This is a genomic window from Mesorhizobium sp. M6A.T.Cr.TU.017.01.1.1, assembly GCF_004023115.1.
Lineage (GTDB): Bacteria > Pseudomonadota > Alphaproteobacteria > Rhizobiales > Rhizobiaceae > Mesorhizobium > Mesorhizobium mediterraneum.
This window is the reverse complement of the sequence record NZ_RZTA01000005.1, coordinates 19,009-34,773: the sequence shown is the minus strand read 5'-3', so window position 1 is coordinate 34,773 and position 15,765 is coordinate 19,009. Positions and strand designations below refer to the sequence as shown.

General features: G+C 64.0%; 14 protein-coding genes. 6 read left to right on the top strand and 8 right to left on the bottom strand.

The window, feature by feature from the left end:
- Positions 1 to 11: 11 nt before the first annotated feature.
- Positions 12 to 881, bottom strand: a complete 870-nt coding sequence (gene ehuB / locus EOB36_RS02690; RefSeq protein ID WP_095483716.1) for an ectoine/hydroxyectoine ABC transporter substrate-binding protein EhuB — start codon at positions 879 to 881, stop codon at positions 12 to 14.
- Positions 882 to 1,080: 199 nt separating this feature from the next.
- Here ehuB and EOB36_RS02685 point away from each other — a divergent pair, with 199 nt between their 5' ends.
- From EOB36_RS02685 to EOB36_RS02660, 6 genes are all read left to right on the top strand, one after another.
- Positions 1,081 to 2,313, top strand: a complete 1,233-nt coding sequence (locus EOB36_RS02685) for a M24 family metallopeptidase (RefSeq protein WP_348631783.1) — start codon at positions 1,081 to 1,083, stop codon at positions 2,311 to 2,313.
- 75 nt (positions 2,314 to 2,388) lie between these two features.
- Positions 2,389 to 3,537 (top strand): Xaa-Pro peptidase family protein, encoded by a 1,149-nt coding sequence (locus tag EOB36_RS02680; protein WP_128241242.1) that lies wholly within the window; start codon positions 2,389 to 2,391, stop codon positions 3,535 to 3,537.
- Between the two features lie 10 nt (positions 3,538 to 3,547).
- Positions 3,548 to 4,804: a sarcosine oxidase subunit beta family protein gene (locus EOB36_RS02675; RefSeq protein ID WP_095483713.1), complete on the top strand. Its 1,257-nt coding sequence runs from the start codon at positions 3,548 to 3,550 to the stop codon at positions 4,802 to 4,804.
- Positions 4,805 to 4,817: 13 nt separating this feature from the next.
- Complete coding sequence (locus EOB36_RS02670) at positions 4,818 to 5,114, top strand: sarcosine oxidase subunit delta (RefSeq protein ID WP_095483712.1); 297 nt, start codon at positions 4,818 to 4,820, stop codon at positions 5,112 to 5,114.
- Positions 5,111 to 8,065 carry a sarcosine oxidase subunit alpha family protein gene (locus EOB36_RS02665; RefSeq protein WP_095483711.1) on the top strand — a complete coding sequence of 985 codons (2,955 nt, stop codon included), beginning with the start codon at positions 5,111 to 5,113 and terminating at the stop codon, positions 8,063 to 8,065. Before EOB36_RS02670 ends, EOB36_RS02665 begins: the two co-directional genes overlap by 4 nt.
- The gene (locus EOB36_RS02660; protein WP_095483710.1) at positions 8,058 to 8,555 is read left to right on the top strand and encodes a sarcosine oxidase subunit gamma family protein; all 498 of its coding nucleotides are present in this window, start codon (positions 8,058 to 8,060) and stop codon (positions 8,553 to 8,555) included. Before EOB36_RS02665 ends, EOB36_RS02660 begins: the two co-directional genes overlap by 8 nt.
- Positions 8,556 to 8,582: 27 nt before the next feature.
- Here EOB36_RS02660 and EOB36_RS02655 read toward each other — a convergent pair whose 3' ends face one another.
- From EOB36_RS02655 to EOB36_RS02625, 7 genes are all read right to left on the bottom strand, one after another.
- The gene (locus tag EOB36_RS02655; RefSeq protein ID WP_128284230.1) at positions 8,583 to 9,620 is read right to left on the bottom strand and encodes a phosphotransferase family protein; all 1,038 of its coding nucleotides are present in this window, start codon (positions 9,618 to 9,620) and stop codon (positions 8,583 to 8,585) included.
- Positions 9,621 to 9,651: 31 nt separating this feature from the next.
- Positions 9,652 to 10,863: an acyl-CoA dehydrogenase family protein gene (locus EOB36_RS02650; RefSeq protein WP_095483708.1), complete on the bottom strand. Its 1,212-nt coding sequence runs from the start codon at positions 10,861 to 10,863 to the stop codon at positions 9,652 to 9,654.
- A gap of 265 nt (positions 10,864 to 11,128) precedes the next feature.
- Entirely contained in the window at positions 11,129 to 12,091 is a 963-nt protein-coding gene (locus EOB36_RS02645) for a 3-keto-5-aminohexanoate cleavage protein (protein ID WP_095483707.1), read from the bottom strand.
- A complete protein-coding gene (locus EOB36_RS02640; protein WP_128284229.1) occupies positions 12,088 to 13,035 on the bottom strand; it encodes a 3-hydroxyacyl-CoA dehydrogenase in 948 nt (315 codons plus the stop codon). Before EOB36_RS02640 ends, EOB36_RS02645 begins: the two co-directional genes overlap by 4 nt.
- A 10-nt stretch (positions 13,036 to 13,045) precedes the next feature.
- Positions 13,046 to 13,852 carry an SDR family oxidoreductase gene (locus EOB36_RS02635; protein ID WP_095483997.1) on the bottom strand — a complete coding sequence of 269 codons (807 nt, stop codon included), beginning with the start codon at positions 13,850 to 13,852 and terminating at the stop codon, positions 13,046 to 13,048.
- 264 nt (positions 13,853 to 14,116) lie between these two features.
- Positions 14,117 to 14,704 carry a sulfocyanin-like copper-binding protein gene (locus EOB36_RS02630; RefSeq protein WP_245461590.1) on the bottom strand — a complete coding sequence of 196 codons (588 nt, stop codon included), beginning with the start codon at positions 14,702 to 14,704 and terminating at the stop codon, positions 14,117 to 14,119.
- Between the two features lie 248 nt (positions 14,705 to 14,952).
- The gene (locus EOB36_RS02625) at positions 14,953 to 15,624 is read right to left on the bottom strand and encodes a GntR family transcriptional regulator (RefSeq protein ID WP_095483705.1); all 672 of its coding nucleotides are present in this window, start codon (positions 15,622 to 15,624) and stop codon (positions 14,953 to 14,955) included.
- Positions 15,625 to 15,765: the final 141 nt, after the last annotated feature.

Here is a 15,765-nt window from a genome sequence, read left to right as displayed (position 1 = left end):
CAGTTGGGAACCTACTCGCCCGCGCAAAGCTGCGCGGTGGTCTTGTTGGGGAGATAGTCCTTGCCGAAGCCGAGCGGCTCGACCAGCGCGATGTGCTCCGGTGAACCGAGGAACGTCTTCAGCTCGGCGTTGAACGCCTCCTGCAGATCGGTATCTTCCTTGCGGAAGCCGAAGCCGCCATGGCCTTTCACCGACTTGCCGGCAACCTCGCCGAACGGCTTGGTCGATTCGACGCCGTCGGCCTTCTTGGCCATGTCGGCGATCGAAAGGGCGGTCAGTGCGGCAGCGTCCGCGCGGCCAGCCTGAACAGCGGCCACAAGGCTGGACTGGTCGGGCAAAGCGACAATCTGCCCTGCGGCGACGCCGGCGTCCTTGGCATAGCCGCCCTCGACGGCGCCGGCCATCACGGCGAGCTTGAGATCCGGATTGTCCTTGATGCTGGAATAATCCTTCACGCCCTTCGGATTGCCTTTTGCCACCAGCATGGCCTGACCGATGCCGTAGGACGGCTCGGAGAAATTGATCTCGGCGCAGCGCTTCGGATTGATGAACATGCCAGCGGCGATGATGTCGAAGCGGCCGGCCTTGAGACCCGGAATGAGCGAACCGAATTCGGTGAGCACGCCGTCGACCTGCGCGATACCCATCTTGGCGAGCACCGCCTTGGCGACTTCCGGCGCCTCACCGGTCAGCTTGCCGTCAGGCGTGGCGAAACCGAACGGCGCCTCGTTGGCGAAGCCGACGCGAATGTAGCCGTCCTTCTTGGCCCGTTCGAGAGTGGTTTCCGCATGAGCGGGCAACGACGCCAACGACGTGGCGGCGAGCGCGAGGCAGGCGGCGGCTTTGACGACCATCCGGCGCGATATCGATGATTTGAACATGCTTTTCTCCCATTGAACAACTGATGAATGGTTCCCAGGGCGCAGCCTTCTTCGAGGTCGACACCCGCCTGATAAGACGTATACAACTGCCCTAGACATTGCGCAAGTGAAGATATAAAAACGTTAGAAATTCGGCGATAATTCGCAGTCAAACGACAAATTATTGTCTAGTTGTGCACAATTTAGGCAAGTTGCCCGTGTGAAAAGGGCAAAACAGCGCATCCGTAAAGGCAGGATTTCGGTGGCGAGCGCGAGCGGTTTCGGGACATTCACGCAAGCGGAATATACGCAGCGCCTAGCTGGCGTGAAGAGACGCATGGAGAAGGCCGGCTTCGACCTCATCGTCTGTCAGGATCCCGCCAATATGTGCTGGCTGACCGGTTATAACGGATGGTCGTTCTACGTTCCGCAGTGCGTCCTCGTCCATCTGGAAGAGGACCGGCCGATCTGGTTCGGCAGGGCGCAGGACGCCAGGAGCGCACGCCTGACCACCGGCCTGCCGGAGAAAAACATCGTGCCGTTCTCGGAACGGCTGGTGCAGCAGCCCGTCGAACACCCCTATGACGAACTCGCCCAGCTGATCCGATCGCGTGGCTGGGGAAAGGCCCGCATCGGCGTCGAGATGGACGCGCATTATTACACCGCGCGCTGCCACGCCCATCTCGTCAGCGGGCTGCCTGACGCGCACTTCGCCAACAACCATGATCTCGTCAACTGGGTGCGACTGGTCAAATCCGAAGCCGAGCTGGTGCTGATCCGCGAGGCCGGTGCGATCTGCACGCACGCCATGAACCGCGCCATCGAAAAGATGCGACCTGGCGTGCCTCAGAACCACGTCATTGCGGAAATCTATCACGCGCAGATCATGGGCGTGCCCGGAGCGGGCGGCGACTATGCTGCAATCTGTCCGCTGATGCCCGTCGGCGAGGGCACCAGCACGCCGCATCTGACGTGGTCCGATGCGCCGTTGCCGGACAGCGGCCTCGCCATTCTGGAGATCGCCGGGGTGCGGCGGCGCTATCATGCGGCGCTGACGCGGACCGTGCATTTCGGCAAGCCGCCGCAAGCCATCCTCGACATGGCTAAGGCGATCGTCGAGGGCGTCGACGCCGGCCTTGAGAAGGCGCGCCCCGGCACCACCGCCGAAGAGGTGGAAGCCGCCTGGCAGGCGGTCCTGCGGAGGAACGGGCTGAAGAAGGAAAGCCGCGTCGGCTATCCGGTCGGGCTCGCCTACCCGCCCGATTGGGGCGAGCGCACCGCAAGTCTCCGTCCCGGCGACACCACCCAGATGCAGTCCGGGATGTGCTTCCATTTCATGGCCGGCGTTTGGCTCGACGATTTCGGCATCGCCATCTCGGAATCCTTCGTTGTCACGGATCGCGGCGGCGAACGCCTCTGCGATGTGGCGCGCGAACTCATGGTCATCGACTGACCATGAGGACGGGAACCCGGAACTGACGAAAGATCATGCCGGCAACGAAACCGGCACCCAGCACGAGGACGCCTGATGGACCGTAATCCGTTTTCCGAAGCCGAAATCGCCGGCCGCCTTGCCAAGGTCCGCACGGCGCTGGCCGAGCGTGAGCTCGACGCGGCGGTCTTTGCGTCGCCGGAGAACGTCTTCTACCTCACAGGGCTCGATCACTGGGGTTATTTTGCCCCTCACCTGCTGATCGTCCCGCTCGAAGGAAAACCTGTTCTGATCACCCGCTCGATGGAAAAGGTGACGATCGAGAAACAGGTGACCGCAGCGGAATTCCGCGGCCATTCCGACAGCGAAACGGCGGCCGATCTTGCCGCGCGCGTGCTTGCGGAGCTCGGCCTGTCCGGCGAGCGGATCGGCCTCGAATACTGGACGGCTGGCCTAAGCCATGGGCTTGCCATCGCACTCCAAACGCAGGCTGATGCCAGATGGAGCGATGTCTCCGGTCTGGTCGACAAAATGCGGCGGGTGAAGAGCGCCGAGGAACAGGCGCTGATGCGTCAGGCGGCACAAGTGACTGACGCTGCCGCCGGCGCCGCGATCGCGGCGATCTCGGACGGCGCCTCCGAACCGGAGGTCGCGGCCCAATGCGTTGCGGCGATGATCCGCGCCGGCGGTCATGCTCCGGGCTTCGGCCCGTTCATCCGCCCGGCCGCGCGCCTGGGCGAAGAGCATACGACCTGGGGTGACGGGATCTATCGCAAGGGCGAGCCGGTCTTCGTCGAACTGTCCGGCTGCATCGCGCGTTATCACGCGCCGCTCGGCCGGCTCGTTCGCATCGGCCACATCAGCGACGAAGATGCCGCGATGGCGGAAGTGACCGCCAAGGCCTTCAACGCGGTCGTCGAGGCGCTGCGGCCCGGCGCCAGAGCGCGCGACCTCTACGCCGCCTGGCAAGCCGTCGCCGATGAGGCCGGTCTTTCTCACTATCGCCGCCATCACTGCGGCTACCTCGTCGGCGTCGGGCAGCCGCCATCATGGACCGGCGGCAACTCGGTGACCGGCTTGAGGCACGATTCCGATCTCGAGATCGAGACCGGGATGAGCTTCCACATCCTGTCGTGGCTGATGGGCACCGGTCGCGGTGATGACTTCGTTTCCAACACGGTGCTTCTGACCGATGCGGGTGCCGAAGTGCTTACCCGCACGCCGGCCGGCCCGATCGTTCGATAGGCCCGCACGCATGGCGCGCTACTCGGCATTCTCGATTTTCCGCAACGCGCTGTCAGGCCAGAAGAACTGGCAACGCGCCTGGCGGGCAGCGGAGCCAAAACCGTCCTACGATGTGATTGTCATCGGCGGCGGTGGACACGGCCTCGCTACCGCGTTCTACCTCGCCGAGAACCACGGCATCCGCAATGTCGTTGTTCTCGAAAAGGGCTATATCGGCGGCGGCAATGTCGGCCGCAACACCACCGTCATCCGCTCCAACTACCTGCTCGACGGCAACACCCAGTTCTACGAATTCTCGATGAAGCTCTGGGAGAACATGTCGCGGGCGCTGAATTTCAACGTCATGTTCTCGCAGCGCGGCCAGCTCGTCACGGCGCATTCGGCCGACCAGCTCGATAGCTTTAGCCACCGCGCCAACATCATGCGGCTGAACGGCATCGATGCCGATATCCTCGACCGCGACGAGGTGCGACGTCTGGTGCCCTATCTCGACTTTTCCGACACCGCCCGCTTTCCGATCCATGGCGCTATCTTCCAGGGCCGGGCGGGCACGGCGCGCCACGACGCCGTCGCCTGGGGCTATGCGCGCGCCGCCGACGGCCATGGCGTCGACATCATCCAGAACTGCGAGGTGACCGGCTTCCTCCGCGACGGCGACAGTATCGTCGGCGTCGAAACGACGAAAGGCCGGATCGGCGCCGGCAAGGTCGGCCTCGCTGTTGCCGGTCATACCTCCGTGCTCGGTGCCAAGGCCGGCCTTGAACTGCCGATCGAAAGCCACGTCCTGCAGGCCTTTGTCACCGAACCGCTGAAGCCGTTGGTAGACCAAGTCGTCGCCTATGGCGCCGACCATTTCTACGTCAGCCAGTCGGACAAGGGCGGGCTGGTCTTCGGCGGCAATCTCGACGGCTACAATTCCTACGCTCAGCGCGGCAATCTCGGCGTCGTGCGCGAAGTGGCGGAGGCGGCGATTGCGCTGATGCCTTGCATTTCGCGCGTCCGTCTGCTGCGCCATTGGGGCGGCGTCATGGACATGACCCCCGATGCCAGCCCGATCATCTGCCCGACGCCGATCGGGGGCCTCTATCTCAACGGCGGCTGGTGCTATGGCGGCTTCAAGGCGACGCCGGCTTCCGGCTGGTGTTTCGCGCACACGATCGCCACCGGCAAGCCGCACCCCTTGATCGCGGCCTACGGGCTCGATCGTTTCCGCACCGGCCACACGCTCGATGAGGCTGGCGCCGGCCCCTCCGCCTGGCTGCAATAGGAGGCGCAAGACAATGCTGCGCATCGAATGCCCCTGCTGCGGTCCGCGCGACCATGACGAGTTCCGCTACGGCGGCGATGCTTCCGTCACGCGTCCGGCCCACGACGATCCCGATCCGGAGGCCTGGTACCGTTACGTGTATGTCAGGACAAATCCGGCGGGCCTGCACCGCGAATTCTGGCAGCACGTGATCGGCTGCCGCCAATGGCTGGTGGTCGAACGCGACACGCGCAACCACGCCATCGCATCCGTCGACCTCGCCCGGAAATTGTCGGCCAGGAAATCACCAGCCAGGAAACCACCGGCATGAGTTCGAACCACAAGCGGCTGTCGATGGGTGGCCGTATCGACCGCGAGCAGCCGGTCGATTTTACCTTCGACGGCCGCAAGCTGGCTGGATATCGCGGCGACACGCTCGCGTCCGCGCTGCTCGCCAACGGCGTCACCCTGGTTGGGCGCAGCTTCAAATATCATCGTCCGCGCGGCATCTTTTCCGCCGGGCCCGAGGAGCCGAACGCGCTGGTTACGCTCGGAATCGCAGGCAGGCGCGAGCCGAACCTGCCGGCGACGACACTCGAACTCGCAGACGGCATGGTCGCGGAGAGCCAGAACCGCTGGCCCTCGCTTGCCTTTGACGTGCAAAGCGCCAACGGCCTGCTGGCGCCGTTCCTTTCGGCCGGCTTCTACTACAAGACCTTCATGGGCCCGACGCGCCGTGCCTGGATGTTCTACGAGCATTTTATCCGCAAGGCGGCCGGGCTGGGCAGAGCCGGCACCGACCCTGACCCCGACCGTTACGAGGTTCGTCATGCGTTTGCCGATGTCGCGATCATCGGCGGCGGTCCGGCGGGATTGTCGGCGGCGCGTGCTGCCGCGGCCGCCGGCGCGCGGGTCGCGCTGATCGAGCAGGATTTCCTGCTCGGCGGCCAACTCCTGGCGGAACCGTCCGACAGCGCGGCGGCCGCATGGTTGAGACAGACCGAAGCCGAGCTGGAGAGCTCCGAAACCGTCGCCTTGATGAAGCGGACGACCGCTTTCGGTATCTATGACGGCAATGTCATCGGACTGGTCGAGCAACGCGACCCAACCAATCGCCAGCCGGTCGGCGAGGCGCGGCAGACGTTCACCATGCTTCGCGCCCGCTCGATCGTTTTCGCCACCGGCGCCATCGAGCGACCAATGGTATTCTCGAACAACGACCGGCCCGGCGTCATGCTTGCCTCGGCCGCCCGGACCTATCTCAACCGTTTCGCCGTCCTGCCCGGCAAAAAAATCATCGTCGCCACCAGCAATGACGGCGCCTGGCGCACCGCCTTCGACCTTGCCGCAGCCGGCGCAGAGGTGACGGTTGCCGATCTGCGCGCATCACTTCCCGCAGCACTTGTCGCGGAGGCCGCACAGTTCGGCGTGGTTGTGCGGGCCGCAACGCACATCGTCGACCTGCGCGGCGGCCATGCCGTCAGGCGTGCAACGCTCAACGGGCCGGACGGCCAATCCGAGGCCGCCTGCGACCTGGTCTGCGTGTCCGGTGGCTGGTCGCCAACCGTGCATCTCACCTCGCACCTGGGCATCAAACCTGCCTACCGCGACGACATCGGCGGCTTCGTGCCGGGCGCGTTTGCGGCGGACCGGTTCGGCGCCGGCTCGATGATGGGAGCTTATTCGACCGCCGGTGCCATCGAGGACGGTCACCGCGCCGGCACCCAGGCGGCATCGTTTTGCGGCAAGTCGGGACCGGCGCCCACTCCATCGAAACTCGATCTTGGCGAGACCGCCGCAGCCCAGCTTCGCGAGGTCCTGCCCGCTGGGCGTGGAAAGGCCTTCGTCGATTTCCAGATGGACGTGACGACCGGGGATATCGAGCTCGCCCATCGCGAGGGCTATGAATCGGTCGAGCACCTGAAGCGCTACACCACCCTCGGCATGGGCACCGACCAGGGCAAGACAAGCAATTTTCCGGCGCTTGCCGCGATGGCCACCCTGCGCAACGCAACGATCCCCGAGACCGGCGCCACGACCTTTCGCCCGCCCTACACGCCGGTCGCCATCGGTACGCTTGCCGGACGCGCCATCGGTCATCATTTCAAGCCGATCCGCCGCACGCCGATGCACGATTGGCACATGACGAACGGCGCCGAGATGCTGGAGGTCGGGCTCTGGATGCGGCCCTATTTCTATAAGCAGTCCGGACGTGACGTGAACGAAGCCTACGTCGCCGAAATGCGGAATGCGCGCCAGGCCGCGAGCCTGATGGACATTTCCACCCTCGGCAAGATCGACGTCCAAGGCCCGGATGCCGCGATTTTCCTGGATCGCGTCTACGCCAACGGCTTTGCCAAACTGCCGGTCGGCCGCGCCCGCTACGGCGTCATGCTGCGCGACGACGGCATCGTCTTCGACGACGGCACCACGACGCGGCTGGCGGAGAACCGGTTCTTCATGACCACCTCGACCGCCAAGGCCGCCGATGTGCTGTCGCGTCTCGAATTCCTGCTCGACACGGCCTGGCCGGATTTGCGCGTAGCCGTGACCTCGGTGAGCGATGAATGGGCGGCGATGTCGGTTGCCGGACCGAAAAGCCGCGCAATTCTGAGTGCGGCGTTTCCCGCTCTCGACGTTTCCGACGCGGCACTTGCGCATATGGGGTTGCTCGAAAGCGAATGGCGAGGCCGTGCGCTCCGCATCCTGCGTCTCAGTTATTCCGGCGAGCGCGCCTACGAAATTTATGTCGGCGCAACCGCCGGTGAACAGCTCTGGAGCCGCCTGCTCGAAGCTGGCAGGCCGTTCGATCTGAAGCCTTATGGCGTCGAGGCGCTCGGTGCGCTGCGCGTCGAAAAGGGCCATGTCGCCGGACCTGAAATCGATGGGCGCACGACGCTCGACGATCTTGGCCTCGGCCGCATGGCCGGCAAGCGCACCGGCTTCGTCGGCGACGTGTTGCGACGGCGCCCCGCCTTCCAGGCGCCAGACCGGCAGCGCCTGGTCGGGCTGGAATGCATCGAGGAGGGAAAACGCCTTCGCGGTGGCGCCATCCTGTTCCTGCCGGGTGAGAAACCTTACGGCCACGGGCGCGGCCGCGTGACCTCCGTCACCTTCAGCCCTGAACGCGGTCGCTATGTCGGGCTGGCCTTGCTTGCTGGCGATGTCGCTAGCGAAGGAAGCGAGATCGTGGCCGTCTATCCGATGAAGACCGAAACGGTGCGCGCCCGCATCGTCTCGCCGGTATTTCTCGATCCGCAGGGAGAGCGGCTACATGGCTAGCCCGGATTTCAGCCTGTCCGTGGCCGATTGCCCGCTCATCCAGGTCGAGGGCTGGGACGGCACGCTGGGGCAATTCGAATCGAGCCTCTCGACGTCGCTCGGCACCAAGCTTCCTGCCTCGGTTGGAGAGACTGTTCGCCACAAGGGTTTCCTTGTCATCCGCGTTGCCCCTCGCCGTCTCTGGCTGGCTCTTGACGACGGCGCGCAGGCACCTTCGCTTGCCGTCGACCCGGATCTCGGCTGTTCAGTTTCTCTCGACGAAGGTCGCGTGCGTTTCAGAATGGCTGGGGCTGACATCGCGCGGGTTCTCTCCAAATGCATCGCCGTCGACTGGCGCGCGTCGGCGGCCGCCCCGGGCCGGGCCGTGCTGACGTCCTTGCATCATGTGCCCGTGCTTTTCCTGCGCACCGGTGAGACCGCGTGCGAACTCATGGTGCCGCGAAGCTTTTCGCGAAGCCTCTCGGACTGGATTGCTGACGCCGCGAAATAGGGAAAGGACCAGGCGCGAACGCTCTCCTCAGGAGCCGCTCCACGGCCTTGCTCCTTGGATGATCTCTTGGGCACGCACGGCAAAGCGGCCGGCGAGAGGCCACTTCCCGGCGGCATCGGCCGACGCCGCGCTGCCTGCCCGCGCCCGGTCGGCGATGCCGACGAAGATCACCGCGAAACGAAACAGCGAAAAAACCAGGTGGAAGCGTTCCAGGGGCGCAGTGGGCACGGCATGCGCGAAATAATGGTCGAGGAATTCGCGCTGGCTCGGGATGCCGAGTGCGGCATGATCGAGGCCGAGGATGCCGCCATACTCGTCCGGGGTCGAATGCCAGGTCATCGAGCAAAAGCCGAGATCGGCGAGCGGATGGCCGATCGTCGACAGCTCCCAATCGAGAATGCCGATCACCTCCGGCTTGCCGGGATGGAACAGCAGATTTCCGAGGCGGAAGTCGCCATGGGCGATCGCCACGCGCCCATCATCCGCGGGCAGGTGCTGCGGCAGCCAGTCGGCGACCACTTCGAGTGCCGGAATTCTGTCACTCGGCGATTCCCTGAGCTGCCTGGTCCAGCGGCCAATCTGGCGCTCGAAATAGTTGCCGGGCCGGCCGTAGTCGCCGAGACCGACCTCGTCGGGACGGACAGCATGCAATTTGGCCATCGCTTCGGCCATGCCGAAATAGATGCCGCGTCGCTGCGCGGGCGAAAGGCCGGGCAGCGAACAGTCGTGGAAGACGCGACCATCAAGCCGCTCCATCAGGTAGAAGGGCGTGCCGAGCGGCTCGACGCCGTCGTGATAGAGCACCGGCCCGGGCACCGGCACATCGGTCGGTGCAAGCGCTTCAAGCACGCGGAATTCGCGGTCGACGGCATGCGCCCCGCGCAGGATCGGCCCGGCCGGCTTCTTGCGCAGCACCATGCGATGCGCACCATAGTCGACGAAGTAGGTTGGGTTGGACTGTCCGCCGCCAATCCGCTCAAGCGTCATGGCGGCGTCGCCGAAGCGGTTCGAGAGAAAAGCCTTCAATGCCGCAGGATCGAAATCCGCATTCGACGGCTGCGCCATCTTTTCCTCCTGAGATGCCACCGCGCGTCGCTTACGCCTCGCCTTCGACCGTCCAGCGCCAGAAGCCTCTCTCTTCCTCGTTGAGGAAACGGTTCAGCACCATCTTGTGGACCTCATCGGCACCGTCGACCAGCCGCGCCTGGCGAGCATAGCGGTAGATCCATTCGAGCACCGTGTCCTTGGAATAGCCACGCGCGCCATTGATCTGGATCGCCACATCGGCTGCGTCATGCAGCACATTGGCGACCTGGATCTTGGCCATCGATACTTCCTTGCGGGCAAAGCCGCCGCGGTCCAGCTCCCACGCAGCCTTCATCACCAGGATGCGGCCGATCTCGATGCGCATGGCGAGGTCACCGAGCTTCAGCTGGACGCTTTCGCGGTCGGCGAGGCGCTGGCCGAAACCATAGCGCTCGGCGGCGTAGGCGCGCGCGATCTCAACGCAGCGCTTGGACAGTCCGAGCCATCGCATGCAGTGGGTAAGCCGCGCTGGGCCGAGCCGCACCTGCGTCACCTTCATGCCCCTACCCTCGCCGACCAGCATGTCTTCGACAGGGATTTCGAGCCCATCGAACTCCAGCTCGCAATGCCCGCCATGCTCCTCCGGGCCCATGATCTCGATGCGGCGCACGATGCGCCAGCCTGGCTGGTCCTTGTGGAACATCAGGGCCGACAGCCCATGGCGCGGGTCGTCCGAGGTTCGCGCGATCAGAATGAAATGGCTGGCCTCCTCCGCGCCGGTGATGAACCATTTGCGGCCGGTCACGACATATTTGTCGCCGCGCAGCTCCGCATGCGTCATGATCATCGAAGGGTCCGAGCCGCCGCCGGGGTGCGGTTCGGTCATGGCAAAGGCCGATCGCACCTTGCCCTCGACGATCGGCTTCAGCCATTTTTCCTTTTGTGCTGGCGTGCCGAGCGCCTCCAGAACCATCATGTTGCCATCGTCGGGCGCTGCCGAATTGAACACCACGGGTCCGAAGATCGACCGGTTCATCTCCTCATAACAGACCGCCATGTCCATCTTGCCGAGGCCGGCGCCGCCGGTTTCGGGCTTGAGCTGCAGGCACCACAGGCCCGCCATCCGCGCCTTGGCGCGAAGCGCCTCCAGCAGCGGCAAGGCGATATTTCCATGCGCGTCATAGGACGTCTTGTCGGCCTCGAGCGGCAGGATCTCACGCTCGACGAAGTCGGCAATGCGGACGCGGTAATCTTCGGTGCGGGCTGGAATGTCGAAATTCATGGACAAACTCTCAGCGAAGCGAGGTGGCCGCCATCGTCTAGAAATCGAGCGAGCGCTCGGCTTCCTTATTCGCCTCTATCCCCTTTTTCAGCCGCCGTCATCCGGCGAAGCGTGGTTCCGCAACGCCCTTGATGCCAAGGCCGTTTATTGCGAACAGGCTGCCGCAGCGCCACCCCGGCCGGCGTCGACGCGGGCGAAGGTGCGCCGGTTGCTGGCAGCACCAGTCGCGATGTCATAGTCATAAGCCCAGATCTCGCGATCCACCTCAGAACGCGACCTTGTCGCCGCCCTTCAATGACAGGATCTCGCGCGCCTCGTCGGGCGTCGCCACCTCCATGCCGAGGCCTTCGATGATCTTGCGGGCAAGCACCACCTGTTCGACGTTCGATTTGGCAAGCTTACCCTTGCCGGCCCAAAGACTGTCCTCGAGCCCGACGCGGATGTTGCCGCCAAGCGCTGCCGATTGCGCCGCGATGCGCAATTGGCTGGCGCCGGCACCAAGCACCGACCAGCGGAACTGGTCGCCGAACAGCCGGTCGGCGGTGCGCTTCATATGGGCGACGTCTTCAGGATGCGTGCCGATGCCGCCGAGCAGCCCGAATACCGACTGCACGAAGAACGGTGGCTTCACCAGCCCACGGTCGGCAAAGTGCGAGAGATTGTAGAGATGGGCAATGTCGTAGCACTCGAACTCGAAGCGCGTGCCGTTGTCGTAGCAGGTCGCAAGAATGTATTCGATGTCTTTGAACGAATTGCGGAAGACCAGGTCGCGCGTCGCTTCCAGATGCGGCTTTTCCCAGTCGAACTTGAAGGTCTCGTATTTGTCCGCGAGGTGATAGAGCCCGAAATTGATCGAGCCCATGTTGAGCGACGCGACTTCCGGCTTGAACTCAGTGGCTGGGCGCACGCGCTCCTCGACCTTCATGTAGGGGCTGCCGCCAGTGGTGATGTTGATGGCGGCGTTGGTGCCTTGCTTGACGCGCGGCAGGAAACGCGCGAACGCCTCCGGCGTCTGGTCGGGCTTGCCGGTCTCAGGGTCGCGGGCATGCAGGTGCAGGATCGCGGCACCCGCCTCTGCCGCCGCGATCGCCTCGGACGCGATCTGGTCCGGCGTGATCGGCAGATAGGGCGACATGGTCGGCGTGTGGATCGCCCCCGTCACCGCACAAGTGATGATAACCTTGCCCTTGGCCTGCTGAGCGCTGGGCTTGCGGTTCGTTTCCGTCATCGTCCGAACTCCTGATCCGATTTTCTCTTGTGCGCCGCCAGCGCCATCAGCCGGCGGTCGCGCCACACCTGCCGTTCGCCGAGCTCTTCCCGCGGCAGCCGCTTGCGGCGGTCGGCCTCTACTGTCTCGATGACCTCGCCGGCCCAGTCGACGCGGCGCAGCGTCTGCGGAAAAATGTTGGCATAGATCGTCTGATAGCGCTCGACATAGTCGCGCACGCCGCCCGGTGCATTGAGGTCGATCGTCTCGAACGGACCCATGAACGACCAGCGTAGCGCCAGCCCGTCGCGAATGCCGATATCGACGTCCTCGACGCTGGCATAGCCGTCGGCGACAAGGCGAAAAGCCTCCTCCAGCAGCGCGCCCTGCAGGCGGTTCATGATGAAGCCGTCGAGCTCGTGCTTCATCACCAGCGGCGCGTGGCCTGCGGCGACGAGTAAGGCGCGGGTCCTTTCGACCGTTTCGGGCGAGGTCCATGGCGCCGGCACGACTTCCGCAGCCGGAATGAGATAGGGCGGATTGATCGGATGCACGACCAGGCAGCGGTGCCGCCCTTGCAGATGATCGGTGAATTTCGACGGCAGCAGCGCCGAGGTGGAACTGGCGATCACCGCTTGCGGACCGGCCAACGCATCAATCAGAGAGAACACCTCGCGCTTCACGTCGAGGCTTTCGGGCGTGTTCTCCTGGATATGGACCGCATCGGCCAGCGCCTCTTCCAGCTCCGCAACGACGGCGATGCGGCCACGCACGGCATCGATTGCCTGTCCGCGCAGCAGATCGTTCGCGGCGAGGTCACCCAGCACGCCGGCGACGTAATCATGCGCACCGCCCGCCGCGGCCGGCGACTGATCCCACATCCGCACATCGTGGCCGGCGCGGGCGAAGCTGATCGCCCAGGCCCGTCCGATGAACCCGCTGCCGGCAATTGCGACCTTTGTCATGATCGGTTCCTCAAAGCGTTTCGACGTTGCCGTCGACGCCGAGCGACTGGCCGGAAATGTTGATCCCCGCATTGGACAGCAGGAAGGCGACCATCGAGGCGACGTCATAAGGGCTGGTCATGCGGCGCAGCGAGATGTTCTGGAGATAGCGCTCCGTCATCGCCTCATTCGACACACCGAGCTGCTTGGCCCGGTCGGCGATCACCTTGTCGATGCGTGGTCCCTCGATGATGCCGGGCAGGATGGCGTTGACCCTTATGCCGTGCGGCCCGAGTTCCTTGGCGAGGCTCTGCGTGAAACCGATGACGCCAAACTTGGCCGCCGAATAGGGTGTGCGGAAAGCGTAGCCGTAGCGGCCGGCCGCCGACGACATCGAGACGATCGAGCCGCCGCCCGCCGCCTTGATCAGCGGCACGGCACGTCGGGCGCAGAGGAACTGGCCGGTCAGGCAGATGTCGATGCAGCGCCGCCACTCCGCCGGATCGATCTCATCGACGCCGCCGGTCGGCCCGGCAACGCCGGCATTGTTGATCAGCGCGTCGAGGCCGCCGAGCTTTTCCTTGACGGTCTCGAACAGCCGGTCGACGTCGTCTTCGCGCGAGACATCGGCCTTGACCGCGGCGACGAGCGCTATCCTGTCCGGAGCAGCGGCCAGCGCCTCGTCGGAGACGTCGCAAACGACGATGCGCGCGCCGAGCCGCGACAACGTGTCGGCAATGGCAAAGCCTATACCGCCGGCGCCTGCCGTCACCAGCACGCGCTGCCCCTTCAACCCGGTCAGAAAATCGTCCGCCGATGACGGTGCCCCTTTACTCATCGCCGTCGCGCTCATCGTGTTGTCCTTTCTCATTGCAGCCGCCGTTCGCGCAGCGCCATGACAGCGCCCAGAACGACCAAGCCGTACAGAATTGCCCTTGTGGCATAGGGCAGCTGAAATAGTGGCGAAAGCATTGCCCGCTGGTGGCTAGGCGAGCAAAGGCAGCTGCTCGGGCACGCCAGACTTTCGAATTTCCGGTAAGCCGCCCTGGGTTTGCATTGATCTCCACGACCAAGCCATGGCGCTGGCTTGCTCGCGTAGCCCCTAAGGCCGTCCTGGGGGCTGCTCCTGCGGAAATTTGTTTTCGTCTATGATTGCCACGGCCTGCTCGATGCTGTCTCTCACCTCGAAACCGATCCAATGTCCGTCCATCAGATGCGTTTGCCTCCCGCAGGCGAGGAAATAGCTCCCGGCCTGCTGCGCAACAAAGTTGAGTTGCCTCCTCTCATTGATTTTAATCCCCTCTGGCGGATCGGTGTACACCCCCCAGATCGCATCCTCGGCCGTCAACTTCACGGGCATCTCTGACTGAGCGTAGACCCTGGTCAGCATCAGGCTGTGCCGGAAAGACGAGGAGCCATTGATGAACTCGATCTTTACCGACCATTCTGCTGGCACGACGATGGTAAGATTGCCGCCCCAGTAACCGTTGAAGTCGATAATGTCGGTCCGGATGTTGTCCCTGCGATACCGCTCGACTTGGTTCCAATCGGCAACAATCTCTATGGCCACTGTCTCGGCTGCAGGATCGTTCTTGATCCAGCTCGGGACGAAAGGCTCCCCAGCCAGTGCAATTCCAGGCAAAAATCCCAAGGCAACGGCGAGAAGGGCGAGGTGAGCAAAGCGCGCCATCGCAATCAGAGGCTCCTCCCGAGCGGGGCGGCCGAGCGCAAGCGACCGCCAATCGAAGTCGACCTGGCTTGTTCCCTAAGGAAGAGAATACGCTTGAAATGGCATCCACACCAGCAAACCCAGAGTGCGCTATCGTCAGCCGTCAGAAACAACGCCATTGCTGCTATATCATCGGGATGCGCGTTGGAATTGCCTGCAGTGCGTCAGTGCGAGAGCGACGGGCGATTCCGTAATGTGAAGTTTCTGCTTCAGCTGTTGCGAAGGGTCTGTTGCGCAATTCGCCACGCCTGCTCCACATGTCGCCGGGCCGCGGCTTCGGCGTCATCGCCGTTGCGCGACTTGATCGCGTTCATGATGTCGGTCATTTCGGCAATTGCGGCATCGCGGCGGTCCACCGAAGCGATGGTCATGGAACGCAGCTGGTTGATGCGGACGTTCAGACCCTGGACGATTTCCCAGGCGATGCGCTTGTCGGCGGCATCGAAAAGCACTTCATAGAATTTTGTCGTCGCCCGCATCACCTCGATCGGATTGGCTGAGGCCCACGCCGTGAGCAGCACATCGAATGCGCGCTCAAGCGCAGCGATCTGGTCCTCAGTCGCCGTCAGCGCGCAGGCGCGCGCCGCGATGCCCTCCATCAAAGCGCGGAGTTCATAAATCTCATCGGTGCGGCTGAGATCCGGCCTGGCCACCGCGGGTCCGTGGCCTGGTATCATCTGAACAAGGCCCTCAGTCTCCAACTGCCGCAGAACTTCGCGCACCACCGAGCGACTGACGCCGAGCTGGTCGCAAAGCGGCCGCTCGACCAGCCGTTCGCCGGGCTGGAAGTGAAACCCCATGATCGCGTCGCGCATGCGCTCCAGCGCCAGCGTTCTCAGCGTCTTGGTGGATCGTTCGATCCTCAGTGTGTCGTCGGCCAATTCATCTACTCCCAGCATCCGCAAACAAACAGATTCGACGATCCGTTGACAAGGGATTTGGTCTTCAATAGTATGGTATACCATAAGATGACCGGGGCGGAAGGGAGCTTTTCCGGATGCCTCGGCCGAACGACCACCGAG

What these genes read in the sequence shown, in the direction of transcription:
- EOB36_RS02630 (WP_245461590.1), bottom strand. Translation starts at nt 14,704, where the DNA reads ATGGCGCGCTTTGCTCACCTCGCCCTTCTCGCCGTTGCCTTGGGATTT.
- EOB36_RS02665 (WP_095483711.1), top strand. Translation starts at nt 5,111, where the DNA reads ATGAGTTCGAACCACAAGCGGCTGTCGATGGGTGGCCGTATCGACCGC.
- EOB36_RS02645 (WP_095483707.1), bottom strand. Translation starts at nt 12,091, where the DNA reads ATGACGGAAACGAACCGCAAGCCCAGCGCTCAGCAGGCCAAGGGCAAG.
- EOB36_RS02660 (WP_095483710.1), top strand. Translation starts at nt 8,058, where the DNA reads ATGGCTAGCCCGGATTTCAGCCTGTCCGTGGCCGATTGCCCGCTCATC.
- EOB36_RS02640 (WP_128284229.1), bottom strand. Translation starts at nt 13,035, where the DNA reads ATGACAAAGGTCGCAATTGCCGGCAGCGGGTTCATCGGACGGGCCTGG.
- EOB36_RS02680 (WP_128241242.1), top strand. Translation starts at nt 2,389, where the DNA reads ATGGACCGTAATCCGTTTTCCGAAGCCGAAATCGCCGGCCGCCTTGCC.
- EOB36_RS02675 (WP_095483713.1), top strand. Translation starts at nt 3,548, where the DNA reads ATGGCGCGCTACTCGGCATTCTCGATTTTCCGCAACGCGCTGTCAGGC.
- EOB36_RS02650 (WP_095483708.1), bottom strand. Translation starts at nt 10,863, where the DNA reads ATGAATTTCGACATTCCAGCCCGCACCGAAGATTACCGCGTCCGCATT.
- EOB36_RS02670 (WP_095483712.1), top strand. Translation starts at nt 4,818, where the DNA reads ATGCTGCGCATCGAATGCCCCTGCTGCGGTCCGCGCGACCATGACGAG.
- EOB36_RS02655 (WP_128284230.1), bottom strand. Translation starts at nt 9,620, where the DNA reads ATGGCGCAGCCGTCGAATGCGGATTTCGATCCTGCGGCATTGAAGGCT.
- ehuB (WP_095483716.1), bottom strand. Translation starts at nt 881, where the DNA reads ATGTTCAAATCATCGATATCGCGCCGGATGGTCGTCAAAGCCGCCGCC.
- EOB36_RS02635 (WP_095483997.1), bottom strand. Translation starts at nt 13,852, where the DNA reads ATGAGTAAAGGGGCACCGTCATCGGCGGACGATTTTCTGACCGGGTTG.